The sequence below is a fragment of the Streptomyces sp. R302 genome (genome assembly GCF_012927245.1).
Taxonomy (GTDB): domain Bacteria; phylum Actinomycetota; class Actinomycetes; order Streptomycetales; family Streptomycetaceae; genus Streptomyces.
The window spans coordinates 150,104-168,597 of the sequence record NZ_JABBGE010000003.1; the positions used below are offsets into that span (position 1 = coordinate 150,104).

Genomic DNA, 18,494 nt, shown 5'->3' on the forward strand with positions numbered 1-18,494 from the left:
CCCGCCTCGACCGCCGCGGTCTGCCCGCCGACCCGGAAGTCCGGCACCGACGGGCGCCCGTGGACGGACATGGGTGACGGCCGCCTGGTCGTCCTGGACGCCGTGAACAGGGCCGCCTCCGACACGCAGACCGCCTGTACGGACTGCGTCGTCGTGGCCCGCGTGACCACTCCGGGCACCGGCGGCGTCACCCGGAGCACCACGATCCGCGCCTCGTACGCGATGGACCCGCTCAGCGTCGTCGGAGCCTCCGGACGGTACGTCCACTTCCTCGCGTACGCCGCCGGCGCCGTCCGCTCGACCGTCGCCGACGTCGAGACGGGCGCGGTGCTCCGCGACTCGACGAACGAGAACCAGGCCCTGTGGGGCGGCCAGTTGTGGACGATGTCCGCGACCGACGGCAAGGTCACCGGGGTCGACGTGCGCACCGGCGCGACGGTCGCGACCGCCGATCTCGGCACCAGCTGCCGGTTCACCGCCCTGGAGGTCGTCGGCAAGTGGATCTCCGCGCGGTGCGCGGGCGACGCCAGGGCCGTGGTGATCCACGACCGGGAGAAACGCACGTCGGTCTGGATCCGGGCCACGTACGAGCCCCTCCATCTCGGCGACGGCTTCGTGGCCTACCAGGTCCTGGGCGGCGAATCGATGCTCTACGCGGAGGACGTCCGGTCCGGCGAGTCGGAGGGGCACGAGCTCGGCGCCCTGCCCTACGACGGGGAGGACCACGACGGCCGGTGGTGGTCGCTGGACCGCTTCGGTGGAGGCATCGCCTTCATCGACAGGGCGCAGGCGGTCCGCGTCACCGGCCTCGGCGGTGTCACCAGCCGGCTCACCGCCATCGACGCCGACACCCCCGCCGCCGACATCAGGTCCGGTGCCTGGAAGCCGCGTTGGTGGCTGTCGAAGCCGGGCTCCTCGTGGACGCTCACGCTCAGGCACAAGGCGAGCGGGAAGACCGTGCGGACGCTGACCGGTGGCGAGGCCCGCGGGATCGTGGCGCCCTCGTGGGACGGGAAGGACGGGGCCGGGAAGTACGTGGCCAACGGGGCGTACGCCTGGAGCCTCACCGTGAAGCCCGCCGACGGGCATGGCGCCGATCTGACGGTCTCCGGCGGCGTGGCCGTGTCCGGTGCCGCCGCCGTGTGGCGGGACATGGCCGGGGACGACGGTTTCGGTGATCTGCTGGCGATGGACACGGCCGGGGCGATGTCGCTGTACCGGGGGACCGGGACGGGCGGTGTCTCGTCGCGGGTGAAGGTTGGCGGTGGCTGGGGTGTGTACTCGGCGCTCGTCGGGGCCGGTGACGTGTCCGGGGACGGGCGGGCGGATCTGCTCGTGCGGACGACGGACGGGAAGCTGTACCGGTACTCCTCGACCGGGACCGGTGCGTACGGCGGCCGGGTGCTGATCGGGACCGGCGGCTGGAACACGTTCAAGGGCCTGTTCTAGCGGGTCCTTCCGCTCTTCGTTCGCCGTCGGCGCACTCGGTGCGCCGACGGCGAACTTCTTTCCCGGGGCGGGGCGTTCGGTGGTCGACTGTGCGCATGGAGATTCTGGTGCTGGGCGGGACCGCTTGGGTGGGCCGTGAGGTGTCGCGGCGGGCGTTGGAGCGGGGGCACGCGGTGACGTGCCTCGCGCGCGGGGAGAGCGGCGAGGTGGCCGAGGGGGCCGAGCTGGTCGTCGCGGACCGGCGGGAGCCGGGGGCGTACGACGCGCTGGCCGGGCGGGACTGGGACGCCGTGGTCGAGGTGTCGTGGCAGCCGGGGTTCGTGAAGGGGGCGCTGGCGGCGCTCGGGGAGCGGGCCCGGCACTGGACGTACGTGTCGTCCGGGAACGTGTACGCCTCGCAGGCCGAGATCGGGGCCGACGAGTCGGCCGCCCTCATGACGCCCACCGAACTCGACGAGGTCGACCGGGAGTTGTACGGGGAGGCGAAGGCCGCCTGCGAGCGGGTGTCCGCCGCCGCCGTCGGGGACCGGCTGCTCGTCGCCCGGGCCGGGCTCATCGGCGGGCCCGGCGACGTCAGCTGCCGCACCGGCTACTGGGCGGCCCGCGCCGCCCGGGACCCGGAGGCGCCGCTGCTCGTGCCGGACGAGCCCGGGCTGCCCACCCGCGTCGTCGACGTGCGGGACCTCGTCGACTGGATCCTGGACGCGGCCGAGAAGGGTCTGACCGGGGCGTACGACACGGTGGGCCCGAACGTGCCCCTCGGCGAGTGGATCGCACTCTCCCGCCAGGCCGCCGGCCACCACGGCCCCGTCGTACCGGCCCCGTCGTCCTGGCTCCTGGAGCAGGGCGTCGGGGAGTTCATGGGGCCCGAGTCGCTGCCCCTGTGGATCGTGGCGGAGGACTGGAGCGGCTTCCAGGCCCGCTCGGGCGCCGCCGCGTCCGCCGCCGGCCTCCGCCACCGCCCCCGCGCCGAACTGATCGCCGACACCCTCGCCTGGGAACGGGAGCAGGGCCTCGACCGGGAGCGCCGGGCGGGGCTGAGCGTGGAGCGGGAGGCCGAACTGCTGGGGTTGCTGGAGGAGTAGGCGGACCTCTCGCGGTCCTACGGTGCCACCAGGGCCGGGTCCTGGTGCGAGCGGTGGAGGGCGTCGGTGACGAAGCCGTTCTTCTTGAGGTCCTCCACCAGGGCGGTGAGGTAGGCGATCGTCTCGGGGGTCCGGGCCGTCGTGGTGCCGACGGCCTGGCGGATCTCCATGAAGCGGCCGTCGATCAGGCGGACTTCGGGGTGGGCGGCGACATAGGCGGCGGTCGGCTGGCGGATGCCGGCGCCGGCCTCCAGGTCCAGGGTGCGGAAGACGTCGACGCCCTCCGCGCCGCGGACGACGGTCGCGTGGGCGAGGGTGCGGGTGAGGTGGAGGTCGTACGCCGAGCCCTGCTTGACGCCGACGCGGACGCCGGGGGCGTCGACGTCCTCGACGGTGACGAGCGGCGAGTCGCGGGGGACCGCGTACACGCCCTCGATGACGACGTACGGGGAGGTGAAGGCGACCTCCTTCTCTCGCGCGGGGTCGATCGCGAGGAAGCACAGGTCGGCGCGGCCGTCCGCCATCGCCTCGTACGACTTGCGCGCCGCGTCGAAGCAGAGCGTCTCCACGGGGAGGCCGAGGCGTCGGCCGATCTCCGTGGCGAGGTCGACCGTGATGCCGCCGGGGGCTTCCGGGGTGCCCTGGGCGAGGACCGGGTTGCCGAGGTTGACGGAGGCCCGCAGGGTGCCGGTGGGGGCGAGGTCGGCGGCGATCGCGGCGAGGTCGTGGTGCGTGGTCGTCATGGTTGCGGAGTCTAGGGGGGCGTCCGCTTCCGTCGGGGCGGTTGGTTCCGGTCCTGCGGGACGGCCGGCGGGTCCTCGTCGTCGACCGGACGGCGGCGGCCTAACGGGCCTTCGCGATCCGGTGCACGACGGCGAGGATGGCGGCCAGCAGGACCGCGCCGCCGCCGTAGCGGACGCCGTCGGAAGCGTCCCCGGTCACCAGGACGATCTCGGCGCAGGCGAGGGCGGCGAGGAGAGCGAGAAGGGACAACGGGGTGGTCGGGGTGGTCGGGGAAGGGGAGTGGGACATGGGGCTCCTTTCCTGATGCGGAAGACTCTGCCGTGACACGAGGGTCCGCGGTGGGCCGCACGCGCGCAGCTTGCTGCGGGCCGGTGTTCCGGATGCTGCACCGCGAGGAAGGGGGAGCGGGTGGGGAAGGTGCTCGCGTTCCTCGGGGTGAGCGGGGAAGAGGAGGAGGCCTACCGGGCGATGCTCCGCCGCGCCTCCGGTCCGGGCCCGGCCGATTCGTCCGGTCCGGGCCCGTCCGAGGCGGCGGTCGCGCGGCTGCTCGTGCTCGGCCTCGCCACCGAGGGCGCGGACGGAGCGGTACGGGCCGTTCCGCCGGCACGTGCCGTCGACGCCCTCGTCGAGCGGCGGCTGCGCGCCGTGCGGGAGGAGCTGGAGGCCGAGGCCGCGCGGCACGCGGTCGTCGAGACGCTCTTCGCGGAGTCCCGGCCCGCCGTACCGCCGCAGGCCGACGGCAGTGGCGGCAGCGGGGGCAGCGGGGGCAGCGGGGGCGCGGGGGCCGGCGGGACGATCGTCACCCTGCACGGAGTCGACGCCGTCCGCGAGGCCATCGACGAGCTGACGTTCTTCGCCCGCGGCGAGGACCTGACCACCGAGCCCACCGGCGTCCTCACCGAGGAGTCCATCGCCTTCTCGCACCCCATCAACATGCGGCTGCTGCGCCGCGGGGTGCGGTTGCGCACGCTGATGGGCGCGGGACTGCTCCGGGACCGGGCCACGCTCGCGTACATGCGGGAACTCGTCGCGCACGGCGCGGAGGTGCGGGTGGCGCGGCAGCCGGTCGAGCGGATGATCGTCGTCGACCGCTCGGCGGCACTCACCCCGATCGACCCGTCCCACACCGCACGGGGCGCCCTCCTGGTCCGCGAGCCGGGCCTGGTGGCGACCCTCGTCACGCTCTTCGAACGGATGTGGGAGGCGGCGGAGGAGCTGCCCGGCGAGGCCGCCGAACCGCCGTCGGACGTCGAGCGGTCGGTCCTGGCGATGCTGCGGGAGGCCGACAAGGACGAGACGGCGGCGCGGCGCCTCGGCATGTCCGTACGCACCTACCGGAAGCACCTGGCCGCGGTCACCCGCCGCCTGGGCGCCGCGAACCGGGTGGAGGCGGCGCTCCTCGCGCACGAGAAGGGCTGGCTGGACTGACGCCCGGGGCCCCGCGCCCGCGAGACGTGCGCGGGGGCGGGGCCTTGTCCTTCGGAGTCGTACAGAAGCGTTTCGTGGATGCGTCAGACCTTCACGGGCTCCGGCTCCGGATCCGGATCCGAGTCCGGCTCCGGATCCGAGTCCGGATCCGAGTCAGGCTCGGGCTCGGGGCCGGCGCTGTGCGTCCCGGCGGCCACCGGCGTTGAGGCCGTCCCCGCCTCCGTCCCCGCTGCTGTGTCCACGTCGAACTCCTCGATCAGCTCGCGGCTGAAGCCCCAGAAGTAGGTGGCGGCGAAGCCGGCGACGTAGCCGACGATCAGGCCGCCCGCGTAGATCGCGATGGTCGTGCCGAGGCCCTTGTCGCCGTCCAGGAGCGGGAAGAGCGCCCAGCCGGACGGGCCGATCGCGGTGGAGCCGACCTTGTCGCCCAGCATGTTGAAGAGGCCGACGAAGCCGCCGCCGAACGCGCCGCCGACGCAGGCCGTGACGAAGGGGCGGCCCAGGGGGAGGGAGACGCCGTAGATGAGGGGTTCGCCGACGCCGAGGAAGCCGGCCGGGAGGGCGGACTTGATGGTGCGGCGGATGGAGCCGTTGCGGGGCAGCTTCAGGTAGACGGCCATGGCCGCGCCGACCTGGCCCGCGCCCGCCATCGCCAGGATCGGGAGGAGGACGGTGTAGCCCTGCTGCTCGATGAGGGTGGTGTGGATGGGGATGAGGGCCTGGTGGAGGCCGAGCATCACCAGCGGCAGGAAGAGGCCGCCGAGGAGGAAGCCGGCGCCGGCGCCCGCGTTCGCGAGGAGCCAGTCGGCGAAGTCGCCGATGCCCTGCGAGATCTCGCCCGCGACGAACATCAGGCCGTAGACGGTGACGAGGCCGGAGACGAGCACGGTGAGGGTGGGGGTGACGAGGACGTCGAGGGACTCGGGCACCCACCTGCGGCACCACTTCTCGACGTGCACGGCGAGGACGGCCGCGCCGAGCGCGCCGAGGACGCCGCCCTGGCCGGGCGAGAGCGTCTGCCCGAAGACCTCGACCTTGGCGACGCCCGCGAAGACGATGACGGCGGCGACCGCGCCGCCGAGGATCGGCGTGCCGCCGAACTCCTTCGCCGTGTTGAAGCCGACGAAGACCGCGATGAGGGCCATGAAGCCGCTGGCGATGGCGGCGAGCGCCGGGGTGACGCCGGGCAGCCGACCGAGGTTGACGAGCAGGCCGTTGAGGCCGGCGATGATGCCGCAGCCGATGAGGGCGGGGATCAGCGGGACGAAGATGTTCGCGATCCTGCGGAGGAGGAGCTTGAAGGGGGTCGCGTTCTTCGCCTTCCGGGCCGCCTTGAGGGCGGCGCCCTTGTCGGCCAGCTCCTCGGCGGAGTGCGTGGGGGCGGCCTCCGCGGCTCCCTCGGCCACCAGGGCCTCGAACTCGGGGGTGACGCGGGCGACCGTGCCCGGGCCGAGGACGATCTGGTACGTGTCGTCCTCCACCACGCCCATCACGGCCGGCAGGGCCTTGAGGGCCTCGTCCCGGACGAGCGAGCGGTCGCGCAGACCCAGCCGGAGGCGGGTCATGCAGTGGGCCACGGAGGAGATGTTCCCGGCGCCGCCGACGAGGGGGAGGATCGCGGCGGCGATGGCGCGGTTCTTGTCGTCTGTGCTCATGGTGCGGTGGTGCCTTCGGTGCGGGGGTGGTGCCTTCGGGACGGGGGTGGTGCCTTCGGTACGGGGGCGGAGGCGGGGGCGGGGGGAGGCGGGGGCGGCTCAGGGGGTGGTCGCGTGCAGCGCCGCACGCAGGTGGCCGTGGGAGTCCTTCAGCCGCTGCGCCGCGGTGGCGGCGTCGACGCCGGCGAGGATGATCAGGATGGCGTTCTTCACCTCCCCCTCGGCGGCGGCGAGCGCGGCCTCGATCTGCTCGTCGGGGGCGCCGGTCGCGAGCGCGACGATGCGGCGCGAGCGGGCCCGGAGCTTCTCGTTGGAGGCGCGGACGTCGACCATGAGGTTCCCGTAGGTCTTGCCCAGGCGGATCATGGTGATCGTCGAGATCATGTTGAGGACGAGCTTCTGGGCCGTGCCCGCCTTCAACCGGGTGGAGCCGGTGAGGAGTTCGGGCCCGGGGACGACCTCGATGCCGTGCTCGGCGGCCGCGGCGAGGGCGCTGTCCGGGTTGCAGGAGAGCCCGATGGTGAGCGCGCCGAGGCTCCGGGCGTGCTCGACGGCGCCGATGGCGTACGGGGTGCGGCCGGAGGCGGAGATGCCGACGACGGTGTCGTCGGGGCCGACGCCGAGCGCGTCGAGGTCGGCGGCGGCCAGTTCCTTGGAGTCCTCGGCGCCCTCGACGGCCTGGATCATGGCGGTGGGGCCGCCCGCGATCAGGCCGACGACCTGGGAGGGGTCGGTGTTGAAGGTGGGCGGGCACTCGCTGGCGTCGAGGACGCCGAGCCGCCCGGCGGTGCCGGCGCCCAGGTAGAGGAGGCGCCCGCCGCGCGCCATTCGCTCGGCGGTCGCGTCGATGGCGGCGGCGATGGCGGGGAGCTCGCGGGCGACGGCGGTGGGAACGGACCGGTCCTCGCCGTTCATGGTGCGGGCGATCTCCAGGGTGGACAGCCGGTCGATCTCGGCCAGTTCGGGGCGGAACGCCTCGGTGGTGAGGGTGGCCAGCTGGGCGCGGAGCTCGGAGTACGTGGTGGACACGGGCGGCTGCTCTTTCATGGTCGTGGTGTCGGCTTCACGGTCGTGGTGTCGGCTTCACGGTCTGGGTGTCAGCGGGTGGTTCGGGGCGAGTGCCGGTGGGCGAGGGCTTCGTACGAGGCGGCGAGGGCGGGGGCCGCGGTCTCGTACGTACGCTGGGTGATGACGGTGAACAGGCAGTCCACGACCAGGAGTTGACTGGTACGGGACGACATGGCGGCCGGCCGGAGCTCGCTCTCGCGGGCGGTGGAGGTGGTCAGCACGTGGTCGGCGTACTGGCTGACGGGGCCGTCGGGGCGGCCGGTGATCGCGACCGTGGTGGCGCCGTGCTCGAAGGCCACCCGGAGCGGTTCTATGACGTCGCCGGTGGAGCCGGAGTGGGAGATGGCGAGGGCGACGTCGCCGGGGCGGAGCTGCACGGCGTTGGTGACGGCGAGGTGCGGGTCGCCGTGGGCGTGGGCGATCAGCCCGATCCGCAGCAGCTTCTGTACGAGGTCCTGGGCGACGAGACCGGAGGCGCCGACGCCGTACACGTCGATCCGGCGGGCGGTGGCGCAGGCGGCGGCGACGGCGCCGAGCTGCACGGTGTCGAGCGCGGCGGCGGTGTCGGCGAGGGTCTGCCGCTCGTCGTGGGCGAGCTTGGCGACGACGTCGGCGACGGGGTCGTCGACGGCGATGTCGGCGGTGACGGAGGGGGCCCGCCCCGACTGCTGCTGGGCGGCGAGCCCGGCGAGCGCGAGCCGCAGGTCGCGGTAGCCCGGGTAGCCGAGGATCCGCGCGGTGCGGACCACGGTGGCCTCGCTGGTGCCGGTCAGCTCGGCGAGACCGGTGACCGTGAGGGCGGCGCACCCGGCGGGGTCCCCGGCGACGGCCTCGGCGACCCGCTGCATGGAGCGGGTCATGGAAGGGGAGAGGGTCCGCACCTTGGCGGCGAGGGCGGCGGGGGCGGGAGGCGCCTCACCGCTGAAAGTTTCCTTCACATCATTGGTCACACTTGAAAGATACTTTCAGCCCGTGCGGCGGGACAACCCCCCGCGCGTTCCCTCCGGGTCCCGGACGGGAAGGCCCTTGGTCCTTCCGGGGACGGCCGGGGGACAATGGCCCCATGGACGACATCGACCCCGTGGAGCAGGCGCTGCACGCCGCTCGCGCACTGGTGCTGGCCGACCTCGCGGCCCGTGACGTGGCCGCCGCCCAGGTCGTGTCGATGGTGGAGGACGCGGTGACGCACCGCCGGTGGTGGGTCGAGCAGTGGCCCGAGGGCGTCGAGTACGTCGCCGGCCTCGTCGCCCAGGACGTCCAGGACGCCCTCCTGGAGGCCTACGGCCGCTGGCCCCTCTGCCCCGTCTGCTCCTCCGGCGACCCCCACGCCCTCGACGTCGAACCGGAACTGGGCCCGGACCCCCACTGGGTCTGCGGCAAGCAGGGCGTGGTGGTGGCCCGGGTGGGCGGCCTGACGTGAGGAGCGGCGCGGGCGGGGGTACGGCTCCGGCCGGTACGGGGCTCCGCCCATGACCCTCTACATCGACCCCCCGACCTGGCCGGGCCACGGCCGCATGTGGTCCCACCTGATCAGCGACACCTCCTTCGAGGAACTCCACACCTTCGCCGCAGCCCTCGGCGCCCCCGCCCGAGGCTTCGACCGCGACCACTACGACATCCCCTCCGACTGGTACGAGAAGACGCTCGCCGCCGGCGCGATCCCGGTCGGCTCCAAGGAACTCCTCCGCCGCCTGACGAAAGCCGGTCTACGGCGTCCGAAGGGGCGCCCGGCGGAGGGGTAGGGGCGAGGGGCTGCCGCGTAGGCCTTGAGGTTCAAGGTCGCCAGCGGGAGATCGGCCTGCCCCGGTCACGGACCTCGGCCCACCTGGTGAGTTCGCCGTAGGTGACGAAGGGGATCAGCGAGCGGCGGCCGAACAGCCGGTTTCCAGCGGGCCGGTGAGTGTGCCCTTGTGGAGACGGGAAGCGACATCGGTGTCGAGGACGACGGGTTGCATCGCGGCAGCTCAGACGAGGTCGCGGTGGCGCTCGGCGTAGGTGAAGGAGATGAACTCCTCCACCTCCTCGTTGGACGCGAAAGTGTCGGCCTTCAGGTCGTCCAGGGCCCGGATCGGCTGCACGTTCTTGGCCGCGAGGAGCTCCTCCACCGAGACCCTCGGCCGCGGGGCCGGATGGATCGGGTACTCGATCTCCGCTGCGCTCATCGGCCGACCCTCCCGTTCGTCGCGCTCCCCGCGTATGGGACTCCGCAATCCAGTCTGGCACGCGGCTGCTGCGCTTGTCCCGGTGCTGTTCCGGTGCCTCCGCCGACCGAAAGGCCGCCCGGCGGAGGCGTAGCGGAATGCTCCCGCCCTACGACGGGTGACCCTTGCCTCGTTGGAGAAGGCCGAGTACGTCGGGCAGCGGCGGAAAGTGCGGCGCGCACTCCGGGCACGCGTACACGTTCCACCCGGGCCCGGAACTCTGATGCACCTCGGCCACGGTCACGGGCGCGTCGGTGACCTGATGACACCGCACGCACATCCGTACAGGCTTCCGGCCGGACGCCTCGCTCACCACGCCGCCACCCCCACCGCGTGCACATCCCGCGTATCCAGGTCGACCCCGAAATCCGTCGCCAGTACGAGACTGACCCGCCGCCAGAGCTGCCGAGCGGCCCGCTCCTCCTGCCGCTCCTGCCGCTCGTAAGCGAGCAGGTAGGGGCGGACGAGGGCGGTCCCCTCCCCGTCGAGCGTGTCCATGAGCCCGTACGGGGACCGGGGCCGTACGGTCGGGCTCCGTACCAGCGCCTGCTGGACAGGAGCCGGGGCGTTGGGCGGGGCGCAGACCCGCCGTCGGGAACCGGGCGGCCTGAACGCCTTCAGCAGCAGGCGCAACAAGGCATGGATAATGCTCACCGTCATCAACCTCCACAGGGTTGGTGGTCGCGCCCCCGGGCCGCTCCAACGGCCGCGGGGGCACCTTTGTGATGTACCGCGGTAGACCATGGCGGCCTTCGGTGCACCATGTGCTGGCGATGTGGAACTCGGTACACCGCGCGAAGCTGGAGGCATGGCCGAGTACGAGTGGCAGCGCATCGCACGCACCATCGAGGAAGAGATCCGGTCAGGCCGCGTCCCACCCGGCGGCGCCCTGCCCGGCATCGTGCGCCTCGCCGAAGCGCACGGCGTCGCGGACAGGACCATCGGACGCGCCCTGCGGGACCTGCGCGAGCGCGGACTGATCGAGACGCTTCCGCATAAGGGCTCGTACGCGTCCGACCCGCTGCCGTCGGCCGACGAGCCCGGGGCCGGCGAGTCCGCCGCTGACTGACCGCACCCTTGGGGACCTGTTCGACGGCATCCGGCGGGAGGCATTCCGGCCGGAGGCGCTGGACGACTACAACCGCTCCGGCAACATGGACGCCTACCGGCGGTTCCTCGACGGCGAGACGGTGCCGGACGACTACAACGCCGACCGGCTCGACGAGGTCGGGGCGTGGACCCGGTCGGGGCGCGGGGTCTACCGCGTCCACGTCCTCCGCCGCCCTCTCACCCTGGCTTTGTTCACGGGTGTTTCTCGTGAACATCCACGAGCCTCAAGATCGCCAACTGTTGCTCAAACCGGCAGACAAACGCTGCTGCTTGAAGTGAACCAAGCCACCTCACCCCGTACCTGAGGTTCGAACTCGGCTGGGGGTACGTCGCGAACGCGACGGCTGGGTAGGAGTTCTTCATCCTCGACGTCACGGATCGGAGCAACCCCCTGGAGAACACGGGGCACTTCTGGCTCTTCGACTCCGCGACGGCTGTGCCCCTGTGCTACACGGACGACGGCGGGTTCGCCGGCGCCGAGGTGCTGGCGGACGATCACGGCCCCACGTACACCGGGCACAGGGACACGGCCTTGGCGCACGCCGTACCGTTCGCTGACTGGTGGGCCGAGCACGCCGAGTGAACCGGCTCGGGACTTGGGGCCTCCTGGAGTACGTCGGTGCGTGAGCGTCGCGCCGCGCGGCCTTTCCCGTTGTGGAAAGCCGGATCGCTTGACCGTGATCACCACCGGCCGGAACCATGAACGGGCAACCCGACAACAGAGGGGGAAGACGTGACTGCCGAACCGCTGGTCAAGCTTTCCGGTGACCCGGACTGCAAGAACGGGACGTGCCCGACTCTGTGGGCGAGGACGGAGACCGGCGACTATGTCGTGCAGGGCTATGTGATCACTGATTCGGCCGAACTGGCACAACTCGGCCTGCCAGCGGGGGAATCCGCCGTGCGCGTCCCCGCCGCCGTCCTGGAGGAGTACTTCCGTGCCCGTGCCTGATCTCCTGACCGGTGAGGAGTTCGGCAGGCTCTTCGACAGCTTCGAACGCACCGCGTTCCGGCTCGAAACGCTCGACACGTATGACGTGGCCGAGGAGCAGGAAGAGATCGCCCGCTTCCTCGCGGGGGAGTACATGGGGCCCGAGTGGGACGACAACCCGTGGGTGCGGTCCATGACCGGCAAGGGCAAGCGAGTGTCCCGCGTGCACGTGCTCACGTCTCCCTGGACGGATTACCTGCGCTACGAGCTCGCCGCCTACCCGGGCAACATCAAGGCTGGTGAGTCCATCGGAATCATCGACCGTGCCGAGCAGTCGGCGGATGGTCTGCCGGATCACGACTTCTGGCTGTTCGACGACCGTGACGTGTACCGGATGCACTACACCCCGGAAGGGGCGTTCGTAGGCGGTGAGCTTCTGCCCGCCGACCGACTCCCGGAGTACCAGGGCCACCGCGACCGAGCGCTGGCCGCCGCCGTCCCGTTCGCGGACTACTGGGAGCGGCACACCCGGCGTTGAGTCCCCAGTCTGTCGGACGAGCCCTACGGGCACTGCGGGAGTCATCCGGTCTCACCGGTGACGCCGTGGCCCGTCGGGCTTCCATGTCCGCCGGGAAGCTCTCGAAGATCGAGAACGAGAAGGTTCGGCCGTCGGTCCAGGACGTGGACCTGATCCTCACAGCGCTCGGCGTCTCCGACGCGGTGAAGAGCGAGTTCCTGACCGCCGCTCGTGCGGAGGCCACCGAGGCCACGGCATGGCGCCTACTGCGTCGTATGGGGCCGTGGAAGCACCAGAACACCATCAAAGCCATCGAGGCGAGCACCGAGACGCTCCGGCTGTTTCAAGGGCAGCTCATCCCGGGACTGCTCCAGACCCCGGAGTACATGAACGCGGTGTTCAGCCTGCCGCCGGCGCTGCCGGAGGAGACCCGCGGCCGCACGGTCGCGGCACGCATCGAGCGACAGGCCGTGCTGCACGAGCCCGGTCGCGCGTTTCGTTTCCTGATCTGCGAGCACGTCCTGCGGTGGCTGATCAGCGAGCCCACGATCCTGGCGTTGCAACTGGACCGGCTCGTCTCCGTGTCCCGACTTCCCAACGTCTCCATGGGACTTGTTCCGGCAGGCGCTCGCATGCCCGACTTCCCCATGACCTGTTTCAGCCTGCACGACGATCGGCTGGTCATCGTGGAGACGTTCCACTCGGAGATCACCACCACCGATCCGAAGGACGTGCAGCTCTACTCGGAGACCTTCGATCGATTCGCAGCCGTCGCCCTCTACGGCGACCCCATGCGGGCCCTGGTCGAACGTGTCCGGGACGAACTCTTGCGGCAACAGGAAAGCCTCTAGATCGACGTCGTCCCGGCGACGAATCTGGACGGCATGGCAACCATCAGCATCACGGACGAGTACGGCACCCACGCCCCGTCGGGGCACACGTGCCGGCGGTGCGAGCGGCCGATCCGGCCGGACGAGCGGGTGCGGCGCGAGTTCGTGTCCGGGACGGACCCCGGGGTCCGTACGAACGTCGCCTACCAGCACACGGGCGCCACGTGCCCGCGGCCGTCGTGATCGGCCCCGAGGACGTCGGGCGGCTCGTCCGGGACGCGTACGGACGCGTCGGCGTCCTCCGGGACGTGATCCCCGACCACGAGGACCCGGCCGTCATGCCCTCCGAACGCCGGATCCGTCGCACGGCGTTCCTGGCGCCGGAGAAGGGCGGCAGGGAGTGGCAGGCGCCTCCGGACACGCTCACCACCCGTCTGTAGGCGCGATCACCACACACGACTGCGGCCGCTGCGGACGCAGGACCCTCGGGGTGAACGGCCGGTACGCCTGCACCCGGTGCGGCTACGCCAACCCGTCGAGCGAGGGCACGGCCCCACTCCCCACACCCTCGCTCTGCGCGGCACCCACGAGACCACGGAACCCCGTCGGAAGGAGCACCACATGAGGGACACCAAGAGGCCCACCATGATCGAGCGCCGCGAACTCGGCCGGTTTCTGGCGGTCGCCGGGCGGCGGTTCGCGCGCGGAGAGGGGGCCGCCGAGATGTTCTCGCGGGCCGTGGACGCCGTGTGGCACCGGATGCTCGCCACCCCGGAGTACGCGGACTTCTGTACCGGGCACGCCGGGGCGGTCCTCGGGCACCGGGAGGTGAAGGGCGGAGGGCCGATCGGCTGGGTGGCGGCGTACGAGGAGGCGTACGGCCCGCTGCCGGAGATCTGGTTCACCGACGAGGAGGGGCGCCTGGACGACGCGGCGCTGGCCCGCTATCGGGAGACCGGCCGGGTCGTGGCCGAGTGGGACTGCACCCCGACCACCGGGGACGGCGACGACGCCGTGCCCGGCGGCCGGTGACCCTCGCGCGCGTCGGCGGAGCGTCCCGGCCGACCGCCGGGGCGCTCCACCTCGTCGAGGCCGGCGCCGTCCGGCCGTGGTCCGTGGACGTCTCCGGGTACGTGCGGCGGATGACGGCGCACTGTCCGTATCTGGCCCCCTCGGTGGATCGAGGGCTGACCACGTGGACCGTTTACCGAGTCGACGGTGACGCGGGCGCGGTGGAGGCGGAGCTGTTCCACGCCGGGGTCGGGGCCGCCGAGCGGTTACGGTCCCTGATCCGTCAGCCCCAGGGGGCTTTGCGGTGCGAGAACGTCGTGCTCCTGGGAGAGGTGCCCGGGACGGGGCACCGCGACCTGCTGGCATGGCCGCACTGGGCCCTCAAGAACCTGTACGGCCCGGTCGGGATCATGGTCGGCAAGTTCCACGAGGGTGAGGAGGAGACATCGCGGGCAGGCGATCGTCTGCCGGTTGCTCCGGCCTCGTTCCTTCCCGTGCGGGCAGCCGTCCGGCGGCGTGATCCCCGGCTTCTCCGCTCGACTCCCGATCTGGCCGCCGCACTTGCCGTGGCCGACGACGACGGCCGTGATGTCTTCGAGGGCATCCCCTACGACTGGCAGGAGATCCGTACGTGGACGAAGCGATTCCTCCCCCGGACGAAGCGGTGCACTGCCTCAAGGGCCTTCTCGGCGAACCCCTTCGAACGCGGCTCCTGAGCGACCGGCGTGGCTCGCGGGCCTGGAAGGTGTACGGCCCCCGGGGAGCCGTCGCGCTGAAGGCGAACGACCCTCACGGCGACGGGGCGCGGGAGAAGGCCGCGGAACTGGCGCAGGAGGATGTTCACCTCGCGCGGCTCGCCGAGGCGGGAGCACTGTGCCCCGGGTATCGGGTGGACGCGGGCGTGTGGGAGGGCGGGCGGTGGCTCGCGGTGCGGTGGGTCGACGGCCGGCCGGTGTGGGAGGCGTTCGCCCCCGCGCGGGCCGGGGAAGGGCCAGGTGCACGGCCGTGGCTGCTCGACGTCGCCCGGACGTGGGCCGGGTGCCTGGCCCGGATGCATGCCGTCGGGTGGGCTCACGCGGACGTCCAGCCCACCAACACCCTGGTCGCGGCCGACGGGCGGGCGGAGGTCATCGACTACGCCCTCGCCTGCGGCCCCGACGGCGGCCCGCGCCTTCCCTACCGGGGGGCTCTCACGCACACCACCGCCCCCGAGATCGCGGCCGCCGTCCTTGCGACCCCGGGGGACACCCACGTACGGGCCACTCCGGAGGCCGACGTGTGGGGGCTCGGTGCGTCGCTGTACTGGTGCTGGACCGGGCGGCGCCCGGTCGCGTACGAGGAGGGTGACGCCCGCGCGGTGAAGCTGGCGACCATCGCCGAAGGTGCCCTCGTCCCGCTCTCGAAGATCCGGCCCTGGAACTTCCCTGGGTTCGAGGAGGTGATCTCTGAGTGCCTCGCTCCTGCGCCCGGAGATCGCCCCACGGCCGCCGCGGTCGCCGGAATGCTCACCCGATGACCAGGCTGCGCCCACTGACCGCCGATGACGCCCCGGCGGTCCGCCGCGTCTACAGCGGGGCCGCCCTGGCCTTTCTCGGACGGGCCGAGATGGGCGAGCGGGAGGCCGTGGAGTATGTGGCGCGGGCACGGGAGGGGGCTGCGGCCGATCCGGTGGTCCAGTACGTCCTCGGCGTGGAGGTCGACGGCGACCTCGTCGGCGTCGCGAAGCTCGGCCGCCGGCCGGGCGGGCACGGGCGCGTGAGCTATGTCCTGCGGGAGGACAGCTGGGGGAGCGGCCACGCGACGAGCGCCGTCCGGGACCTCGTCTCGTTCGCCTTCGGCGCCGGGGGATTCACCTCCCTCGGCGCCAAGCACCACCCGGCCAACCACGCCTCCGGCCGGGTCCTGGAGAAGTCGGGCTTCACACGGGCGGGTTGGTATGGCGGGATGGTCGAGTACCGCAGGTACCGCATGGTCGTACCACGCCGGTGAGGTGCGGGCGGTCCGCTTCCGTGCGGGCCGTCAGTCCGCCGTCAGCTCCGCGAGTTCCTTCTCCAGGTTCTCCCGGGCCTGTTCCTCCCAGACCGCCGCGCCGTACGGGGTGCGGAAGAGGCGGGGGAGGGCGAGGAGGTGGCGGAGGACGGTGGCGCGGCCTTCGCGGAAGGCGTCGTCGGGGACGAAGGCGTACTCCTCGCGGACTGCTGCCGCATACCCCCGGTAGGTGTCGGGGTCGGTGGCGAGGATGGCGAGGTCGGCGTCGCAGAGGGTCTCGCCGTTGAGGTCGCCGGGGGCCGGGTCGTGGGTGACGGTGAGGCGGACCAGGCGGGCCACCTCCGCGACCTCGTGGGCGGTCAGCCCGGCTTCGGTCAGGGCGCGTTCGGCGAGGTGGGCGGAGCGTTCCTCGTTCTCGGAGCGGTCGGGGCGGTAGACGGCGTCGTGGAACCAGGCGGCCAGGCGGACGAGTTCGAGCTCTCCGCCCTCGCCGCCCAGGTCGGTGAGCTCGTCGATCCGGTCGAGGACCGCCCGCAGGTGGGCGGTGGTGTGGTAGCGGCGTTGCGGTTCGGCCCAGCGGCCGAGCAGGTCGCGGCCGTACGGGGCGGGGTCGGGGCCCTCGCGGCCGGCGCGGGCGGCGAGCAGGGTGGCGTTCCAGCGCCGGAGGAGGTCGCCGGTGCCGGTCGGGCTGTCCTCGGTTGCGGTCATGGGCGCATTCTGCCCGTCCGGGCGGCCGGAGCCCCTCCGGAACCCCGGCGGAAGCCCGTCCGGAAGCCCGTCCGGAAGCCCGGCCCGAGCCCCTCCGGGAGGCCGGCCGGAGGGCGTACACCTCTCGGGCTTACATACCCCCCATGGGTATGTTACGGTGCTCCGCGAAGGTACCCCCTGGGGGTATGTGAATGGCGAGTGAAGGGGCAGTGCGATGTCGAACGTCAACCCCCGGCGCTGGTGGGCACTCCTCGTGCTCGCCACCGCCCAGTTCATGGTCATCATGGACACCTCGATCATCGGGGTCGCGCTCCCCGAGATGCAGAAGGACCTGGGCTTCTCCCAGGGCGGGCTCCAGTGGGTGTTCAACGCCTACGTGATCGTCTTCGGCGGCCTGCTGCTCCTCGGCGGACGCCTCTCCGACCTCGTCGGAGCCCGCAGGATCTTCGTCACCGGCTGGTCCGTGATGATCGCCGGCTCGGTCCTCGCCGCCGCCGCGCAGACCGCCTGGGTCGAGATCGCCGGCCGCGCCGTGCAGGGCGTCGGCGGCGCGCTCATCGCGCCCTCCGCGATGACCCTCCTGATGATGCTCTTCATGCACGACCCGAAGGAGCTCGGCAAGGCGATGGCGCTCTACGGCGCCGCCGCCCCGGCCGGCGGCACCGCGGGCGTCTTCCTCGGCGGCGTCTTCACCGAGTGGGCCTCCTGGCAGTGGGTCTTCGTCATCTACATCCCGATCGGCCTGGCCACCCTCGCCGCCACCCGCCTCCTCCCGGAGGTCGGATCCCGCCGCGGCGCCGTCGACGTCCTCGGCGCCGCCGCCGTCACCGCCGGCCTCGCGCTCGCCGTCTTCGCCGTCGTCCGCGCCCCCGAGGCCGGCTGGGGCTCCACCGGCACGATCCTCCAGCTGATCGGCGCCGCCGTCCTCCTGGCCCTGTTCCTGGTGATCCAGAAGTCCGTCCGCGAGCCGCTCATGCCGCTCGGCGTCTGGCGGGTCCCGCGCCTCGGCTTCGCCAACCTGGCGATGACGCTGCTCGGCGCCGCGTGGATCCCGATGTGGTACTTCCTCAACCTGTACCTCCAGCAGGTCCTCGGTTACGGGGCCTTCGCCTCCGGCGCCGCGCTGCTCCCGATGACCGTGCTCCTCATGATCTTCATGACGGCCGTCACCGCCCGCCTCATGGCGAAGGTCGGCGCCAAGCCGCTCATCGGCGGCGGTCTGCTGGTCCTCGCCGCCGGACTGGTCTGGCTGGCCGCCGTCGAGCCCACCGGCACCTTCCTCGTCGACGTCCTGCCGGCCTCGCTCGTCGCCGCGCTCGGCATGTCCCTCGCCTACATCCCGGCGATGGTCGCCGCGATGTCCGGCGCCCCGCAGGAGCAGGCCGGACTCGCCTCCGGCATCGTCAACACCACCTACAACGTCGGCTCCGCGCTCGGCCTCGCCGCCCTCACCGCGGTCGCCATGTCGCAGGGCGCCGACCGGCTCGGCAACCTGCCCCAGCTCACCGAGGGCTTCTCGGCCGCCTTCATCGGCGCGGCCGTCATCGCCGCCGTCGGCGGAGTCGTCACCCTCCTGGTGATGAAGAGCGACGGGGCCCTGGCCACCGCGCCGGCGCAGTCGGCCGCCCCGGACGGCGAGAAGGCCGCCGTCTGACCCGTGCCCGCCCGCCCGCGCGAGGGGCCGCCCGATTCGGGGCGGCCCCTCGCGCGCGCGGGCGCTCGCCCGTTCGGTCCCCGTCGCGGTGCGGTGGCTCCGGCACGGGGGTGA

26 protein-coding genes are annotated in these 18,494 nt (G+C 72.6%); 18 read left to right on the forward strand and 8 right to left on the reverse strand.

Annotated features, from left to right (window positions below):
* The first annotated feature begins 69 nt into the window (after window positions 1–69).
* Together HHL19_RS37160 and HHL19_RS10175 are read left to right on the forward strand one after the other, a co-directional pair.
* Window positions 70–1,449, forward strand: coding sequence for a FlgD immunoglobulin-like domain containing protein (locus HHL19_RS37160; RefSeq protein ID WP_169087913.1), 1,380 nt, complete (start codon window positions 70–72; stop codon window positions 1,447–1,449).
* A 95-nt stretch (window positions 1,450–1,544) separates the two neighbouring features.
* Window positions 1,545–2,534 (forward strand): NAD-dependent epimerase/dehydratase family protein, encoded by a 990-nt coding sequence (locus HHL19_RS10175; RefSeq protein WP_169087915.1) that lies wholly within the window; start codon window positions 1,545–1,547, stop codon window positions 2,532–2,534.
* 17 nt (window positions 2,535–2,551) lie between these two features.
* Here HHL19_RS10175 and HHL19_RS10180 read toward each other — a convergent pair whose 3' ends face one another.
* A complete protein-coding gene (locus HHL19_RS10180) occupies window positions 2,552–3,277 on the reverse strand; it encodes a transporter substrate-binding domain-containing protein (RefSeq protein ID WP_169087917.1) in 726 nt (241 codons plus the stop codon).
* Between the two features lie 100 nt (window positions 3,278–3,377).
* Window positions 3,378–3,566, reverse strand: coding sequence for a hypothetical protein (locus HHL19_RS10185; RefSeq protein ID WP_169087919.1), 189 nt, complete (start codon window positions 3,564–3,566; stop codon window positions 3,378–3,380).
* A 120-nt stretch (window positions 3,567–3,686) separates the two neighbouring features.
* Between HHL19_RS10185 and HHL19_RS38465 the strand changes: the two genes are divergently transcribed.
* Complete coding sequence (locus tag HHL19_RS38465; protein WP_169087921.1) at window positions 3,687–4,706, forward strand: LuxR C-terminal-related transcriptional regulator; 1,020 nt, start codon at window positions 3,687–3,689, stop codon at window positions 4,704–4,706.
* A gap of 83 nt (window positions 4,707–4,789) precedes the next feature.
* Here the strand turns inward: HHL19_RS38465 and HHL19_RS10195 are convergent, their stop codons facing one another.
* From HHL19_RS10195 to HHL19_RS10205, 3 genes are all read right to left on the reverse strand, one after another.
* Window positions 4,790–6,361 carry a PTS transporter subunit EIIC gene (locus tag HHL19_RS10195; RefSeq protein ID WP_169087922.1) on the reverse strand — a complete coding sequence of 524 codons (1,572 nt, stop codon included), beginning with the start codon at window positions 6,359–6,361 and terminating at the stop codon, window positions 4,790–4,792.
* A 99-nt stretch (window positions 6,362–6,460) separates the two neighbouring features.
* Window positions 6,461–7,408 (reverse strand): N-acetylmuramic acid 6-phosphate etherase, encoded by a 948-nt coding sequence (gene murQ, locus HHL19_RS10200; RefSeq protein WP_169087924.1) that lies wholly within the window; start codon window positions 7,406–7,408, stop codon window positions 6,461–6,463.
* 50 nt (window positions 7,409–7,458) lie between these two features.
* Window positions 7,459–8,379 carry a MurR/RpiR family transcriptional regulator gene (locus HHL19_RS10205; RefSeq protein ID WP_169087926.1) on the reverse strand — a complete coding sequence of 307 codons (921 nt, stop codon included), beginning with the start codon at window positions 8,377–8,379 and terminating at the stop codon, window positions 7,459–7,461.
* 113 nt (window positions 8,380–8,492) lie between these two features.
* Between HHL19_RS10205 and HHL19_RS10210 the strand changes: the two genes are divergently transcribed.
* Window positions 8,493–8,849, forward strand: coding sequence for a hypothetical protein (locus HHL19_RS10210; protein ID WP_031015735.1), 357 nt, complete (start codon window positions 8,493–8,495; stop codon window positions 8,847–8,849).
* Between the two features lie 49 nt (window positions 8,850–8,898).
* Entirely contained in the window at window positions 8,899–9,171 is a 273-nt protein-coding gene (locus HHL19_RS10215; protein WP_169087928.1) for a DUF4031 domain-containing protein, read from the forward strand.
* 222 nt (window positions 9,172–9,393) lie between these two features.
* Here the strand turns inward: HHL19_RS10215 and HHL19_RS10220 are convergent, their stop codons facing one another.
* Both HHL19_RS10220 and HHL19_RS10225 read right to left on the reverse strand, forming a co-directional pair.
* Window positions 9,394–9,591 carry a hypothetical protein gene (locus HHL19_RS10220; protein ID WP_169087930.1) on the reverse strand — a complete coding sequence of 66 codons (198 nt, stop codon included), beginning with the start codon at window positions 9,589–9,591 and terminating at the stop codon, window positions 9,394–9,396.
* Window positions 9,592–9,939: 348 nt separating this feature from the next.
* Entirely contained in the window at window positions 9,940–10,290 is a 351-nt protein-coding gene (locus HHL19_RS10225; protein WP_169087932.1) for a hypothetical protein, read from the reverse strand.
* 148 nt (window positions 10,291–10,438) lie between these two features.
* On the opposite strand from HHL19_RS10225, the gene HHL19_RS10230 reads away from it, so the two are divergent.
* The 12 genes from HHL19_RS10230 to HHL19_RS10275 all read left to right on the forward strand — a co-directional run bounded on the left by HHL19_RS10230 (window position 10,439) and on the right by HHL19_RS10275 (window position 16,018).
* Window positions 10,439–10,699: a winged helix-turn-helix domain-containing protein gene (locus HHL19_RS10230; RefSeq protein ID WP_169087934.1), complete on the forward strand. Its 261-nt coding sequence runs from the start codon at window positions 10,439–10,441 to the stop codon at window positions 10,697–10,699.
* A gap of 16 nt (window positions 10,700–10,715) precedes the next feature.
* Window positions 10,716–11,045, forward strand: coding sequence for a DUF6879 family protein (locus HHL19_RS38470; protein WP_346768299.1), 330 nt, complete (start codon window positions 10,716–10,718; stop codon window positions 11,043–11,045).
* A 56-nt stretch (window positions 11,046–11,101) separates the two neighbouring features.
* Window positions 11,102–11,323 carry a DUF6879 family protein gene (locus HHL19_RS38475; RefSeq protein WP_346768300.1) on the forward strand — a complete coding sequence of 74 codons (222 nt, stop codon included), beginning with the start codon at window positions 11,102–11,104 and terminating at the stop codon, window positions 11,321–11,323.
* 150 nt (window positions 11,324–11,473) lie between these two features.
* Entirely contained in the window at window positions 11,474–11,692 is a 219-nt protein-coding gene (locus HHL19_RS10235; RefSeq protein WP_240981592.1) for a hypothetical protein, read from the forward strand.
* Window positions 11,679–12,209, forward strand: coding sequence for a DUF6879 family protein (locus HHL19_RS10240; RefSeq protein WP_346768277.1), 531 nt, complete (start codon window positions 11,679–11,681; stop codon window positions 12,207–12,209). Before HHL19_RS10235 ends, HHL19_RS10240 begins: the two co-directional genes overlap by 14 nt.
* Window positions 12,206–13,039 (forward strand): helix-turn-helix transcriptional regulator, encoded by an 834-nt coding sequence (locus HHL19_RS10245; protein ID WP_169087936.1) that lies wholly within the window; start codon window positions 12,206–12,208, stop codon window positions 13,037–13,039. The genes HHL19_RS10240 and HHL19_RS10245 overlap by 4 nt, the downstream gene beginning before the upstream one ends.
* Window positions 13,040–13,072: 33 nt before the next feature.
* Window positions 13,073–13,261: a hypothetical protein gene (locus tag HHL19_RS10250; protein ID WP_169087938.1), complete on the forward strand. Its 189-nt coding sequence runs from the start codon at window positions 13,073–13,075 to the stop codon at window positions 13,259–13,261.
* Entirely contained in the window at window positions 13,243–13,458 is a 216-nt protein-coding gene (locus tag HHL19_RS10255; RefSeq protein ID WP_169087940.1) for a hypothetical protein, read from the forward strand. Before HHL19_RS10250 ends, HHL19_RS10255 begins: the two co-directional genes overlap by 19 nt.
* Before the next feature lie 181 nt (window positions 13,459–13,639).
* Window positions 13,640–14,050 (forward strand): hypothetical protein, encoded by a 411-nt coding sequence (locus HHL19_RS10260; RefSeq protein WP_240981525.1) that lies wholly within the window; start codon window positions 13,640–13,642, stop codon window positions 14,048–14,050.
* Window positions 14,047–14,745 carry a DUF6875 domain-containing protein gene (locus HHL19_RS10265; protein WP_169087942.1) on the forward strand — a complete coding sequence of 233 codons (699 nt, stop codon included), beginning with the start codon at window positions 14,047–14,049 and terminating at the stop codon, window positions 14,743–14,745. The genes HHL19_RS10260 and HHL19_RS10265 overlap by 4 nt, the downstream gene beginning before the upstream one ends.
* Complete coding sequence (locus tag HHL19_RS10270; RefSeq protein WP_169087944.1) at window positions 14,661–15,545, forward strand: hypothetical protein; 885 nt, start codon at window positions 14,661–14,663, stop codon at window positions 15,543–15,545. Before HHL19_RS10265 ends, HHL19_RS10270 begins: the two co-directional genes overlap by 85 nt.
* Window positions 15,542–16,018 (forward strand): GNAT family N-acetyltransferase, encoded by a 477-nt coding sequence (locus HHL19_RS10275; RefSeq protein ID WP_169087946.1) that lies wholly within the window; start codon window positions 15,542–15,544, stop codon window positions 16,016–16,018. The genes HHL19_RS10270 and HHL19_RS10275 overlap by 4 nt, the downstream gene beginning before the upstream one ends.
* 30 nt (window positions 16,019–16,048) lie before the next feature.
* On the opposite strand, the gene HHL19_RS10280 is transcribed toward HHL19_RS10275, so the two are convergent.
* The gene (locus HHL19_RS10280; RefSeq protein WP_206324736.1) at window positions 16,049–16,726 is read right to left on the reverse strand and encodes a hypothetical protein; all 678 of its coding nucleotides are present in this window, start codon (window positions 16,724–16,726) and stop codon (window positions 16,049–16,051) included.
* A gap of 214 nt (window positions 16,727–16,940) precedes the next feature.
* Between HHL19_RS10280 and HHL19_RS10285 the strand changes: the two genes are divergently transcribed.
* A complete protein-coding gene (locus HHL19_RS10285) occupies window positions 16,941–18,380 on the forward strand; it encodes an MFS transporter (RefSeq protein ID WP_169087948.1) in 1,440 nt (479 codons plus the stop codon).
* The last annotated feature ends 114 nt before the right edge of the window (window positions 18,381–18,494 follow it).

What these genes read in the sequence shown, in the direction of transcription:
- HHL19_RS37160 (WP_169087913.1), top strand. Translation starts at nt 70, where the DNA reads ATGGGTGACGGCCGCCTGGTCGTCCTGGACGCCGTGAACAGGGCCGCC.
- HHL19_RS10175 (WP_169087915.1), top strand. Translation starts at nt 1,545, where the DNA reads ATGGAGATTCTGGTGCTGGGCGGGACCGCTTGGGTGGGCCGTGAGGTG.
- HHL19_RS10180 (WP_169087917.1), bottom strand. Translation starts at nt 3,277, where the DNA reads ATGACGACCACGCACCACGACCTCGCCGCGATCGCCGCCGACCTCGCC.
- HHL19_RS10185 (WP_169087919.1), bottom strand. Translation starts at nt 3,566, where the DNA reads ATGTCCCACTCCCCTTCCCCGACCACCCCGACCACCCCGTTGTCCCTT.
- HHL19_RS10195 (WP_169087922.1), bottom strand. Translation starts at nt 6,361, where the DNA reads ATGAGCACAGACGACAAGAACCGCGCCATCGCCGCCGCGATCCTCCCC.
- murQ (WP_169087924.1), bottom strand. Translation starts at nt 7,408, where the DNA reads ATGAAAGAGCAGCCGCCCGTGTCCACCACGTACTCCGAGCTCCGCGCC.
- HHL19_RS10210 (WP_031015735.1), top strand. Translation starts at nt 8,493, where the DNA reads ATGGACGACATCGACCCCGTGGAGCAGGCGCTGCACGCCGCTCGCGCA.
- HHL19_RS10215 (WP_169087928.1), top strand. Translation starts at nt 8,899, where the DNA reads ATGACCCTCTACATCGACCCCCCGACCTGGCCGGGCCACGGCCGCATG.
- HHL19_RS10220 (WP_169087930.1), bottom strand. Translation starts at nt 9,591, where the DNA reads ATGAGCGCAGCGGAGATCGAGTACCCGATCCATCCGGCCCCGCGGCCG.
- HHL19_RS10225 (WP_169087932.1), bottom strand. Translation starts at nt 10,290, where the DNA reads ATGACGGTGAGCATTATCCATGCCTTGTTGCGCCTGCTGCTGAAGGCG.
- HHL19_RS10230 (WP_169087934.1), top strand. Translation starts at nt 10,439, where the DNA reads ATGGCCGAGTACGAGTGGCAGCGCATCGCACGCACCATCGAGGAAGAG.
- HHL19_RS10250 (WP_169087938.1), top strand. Translation starts at nt 13,073, where the DNA reads ATGGCAACCATCAGCATCACGGACGAGTACGGCACCCACGCCCCGTCG.
- HHL19_RS10260 (WP_240981525.1), top strand. Translation starts at nt 13,640, where the DNA reads ATGAGGGACACCAAGAGGCCCACCATGATCGAGCGCCGCGAACTCGGC.
- HHL19_RS10275 (WP_169087946.1), top strand. Translation starts at nt 15,542, where the DNA reads ATGACCAGGCTGCGCCCACTGACCGCCGATGACGCCCCGGCGGTCCGC.
- HHL19_RS10280 (WP_206324736.1), bottom strand. Translation starts at nt 16,726, where the DNA reads ATGACCGCAACCGAGGACAGCCCGACCGGCACCGGCGACCTCCTCCGG.
- HHL19_RS10285 (WP_169087948.1), top strand. Translation starts at nt 16,941, where the DNA reads ATGTCGAACGTCAACCCCCGGCGCTGGTGGGCACTCCTCGTGCTCGCC.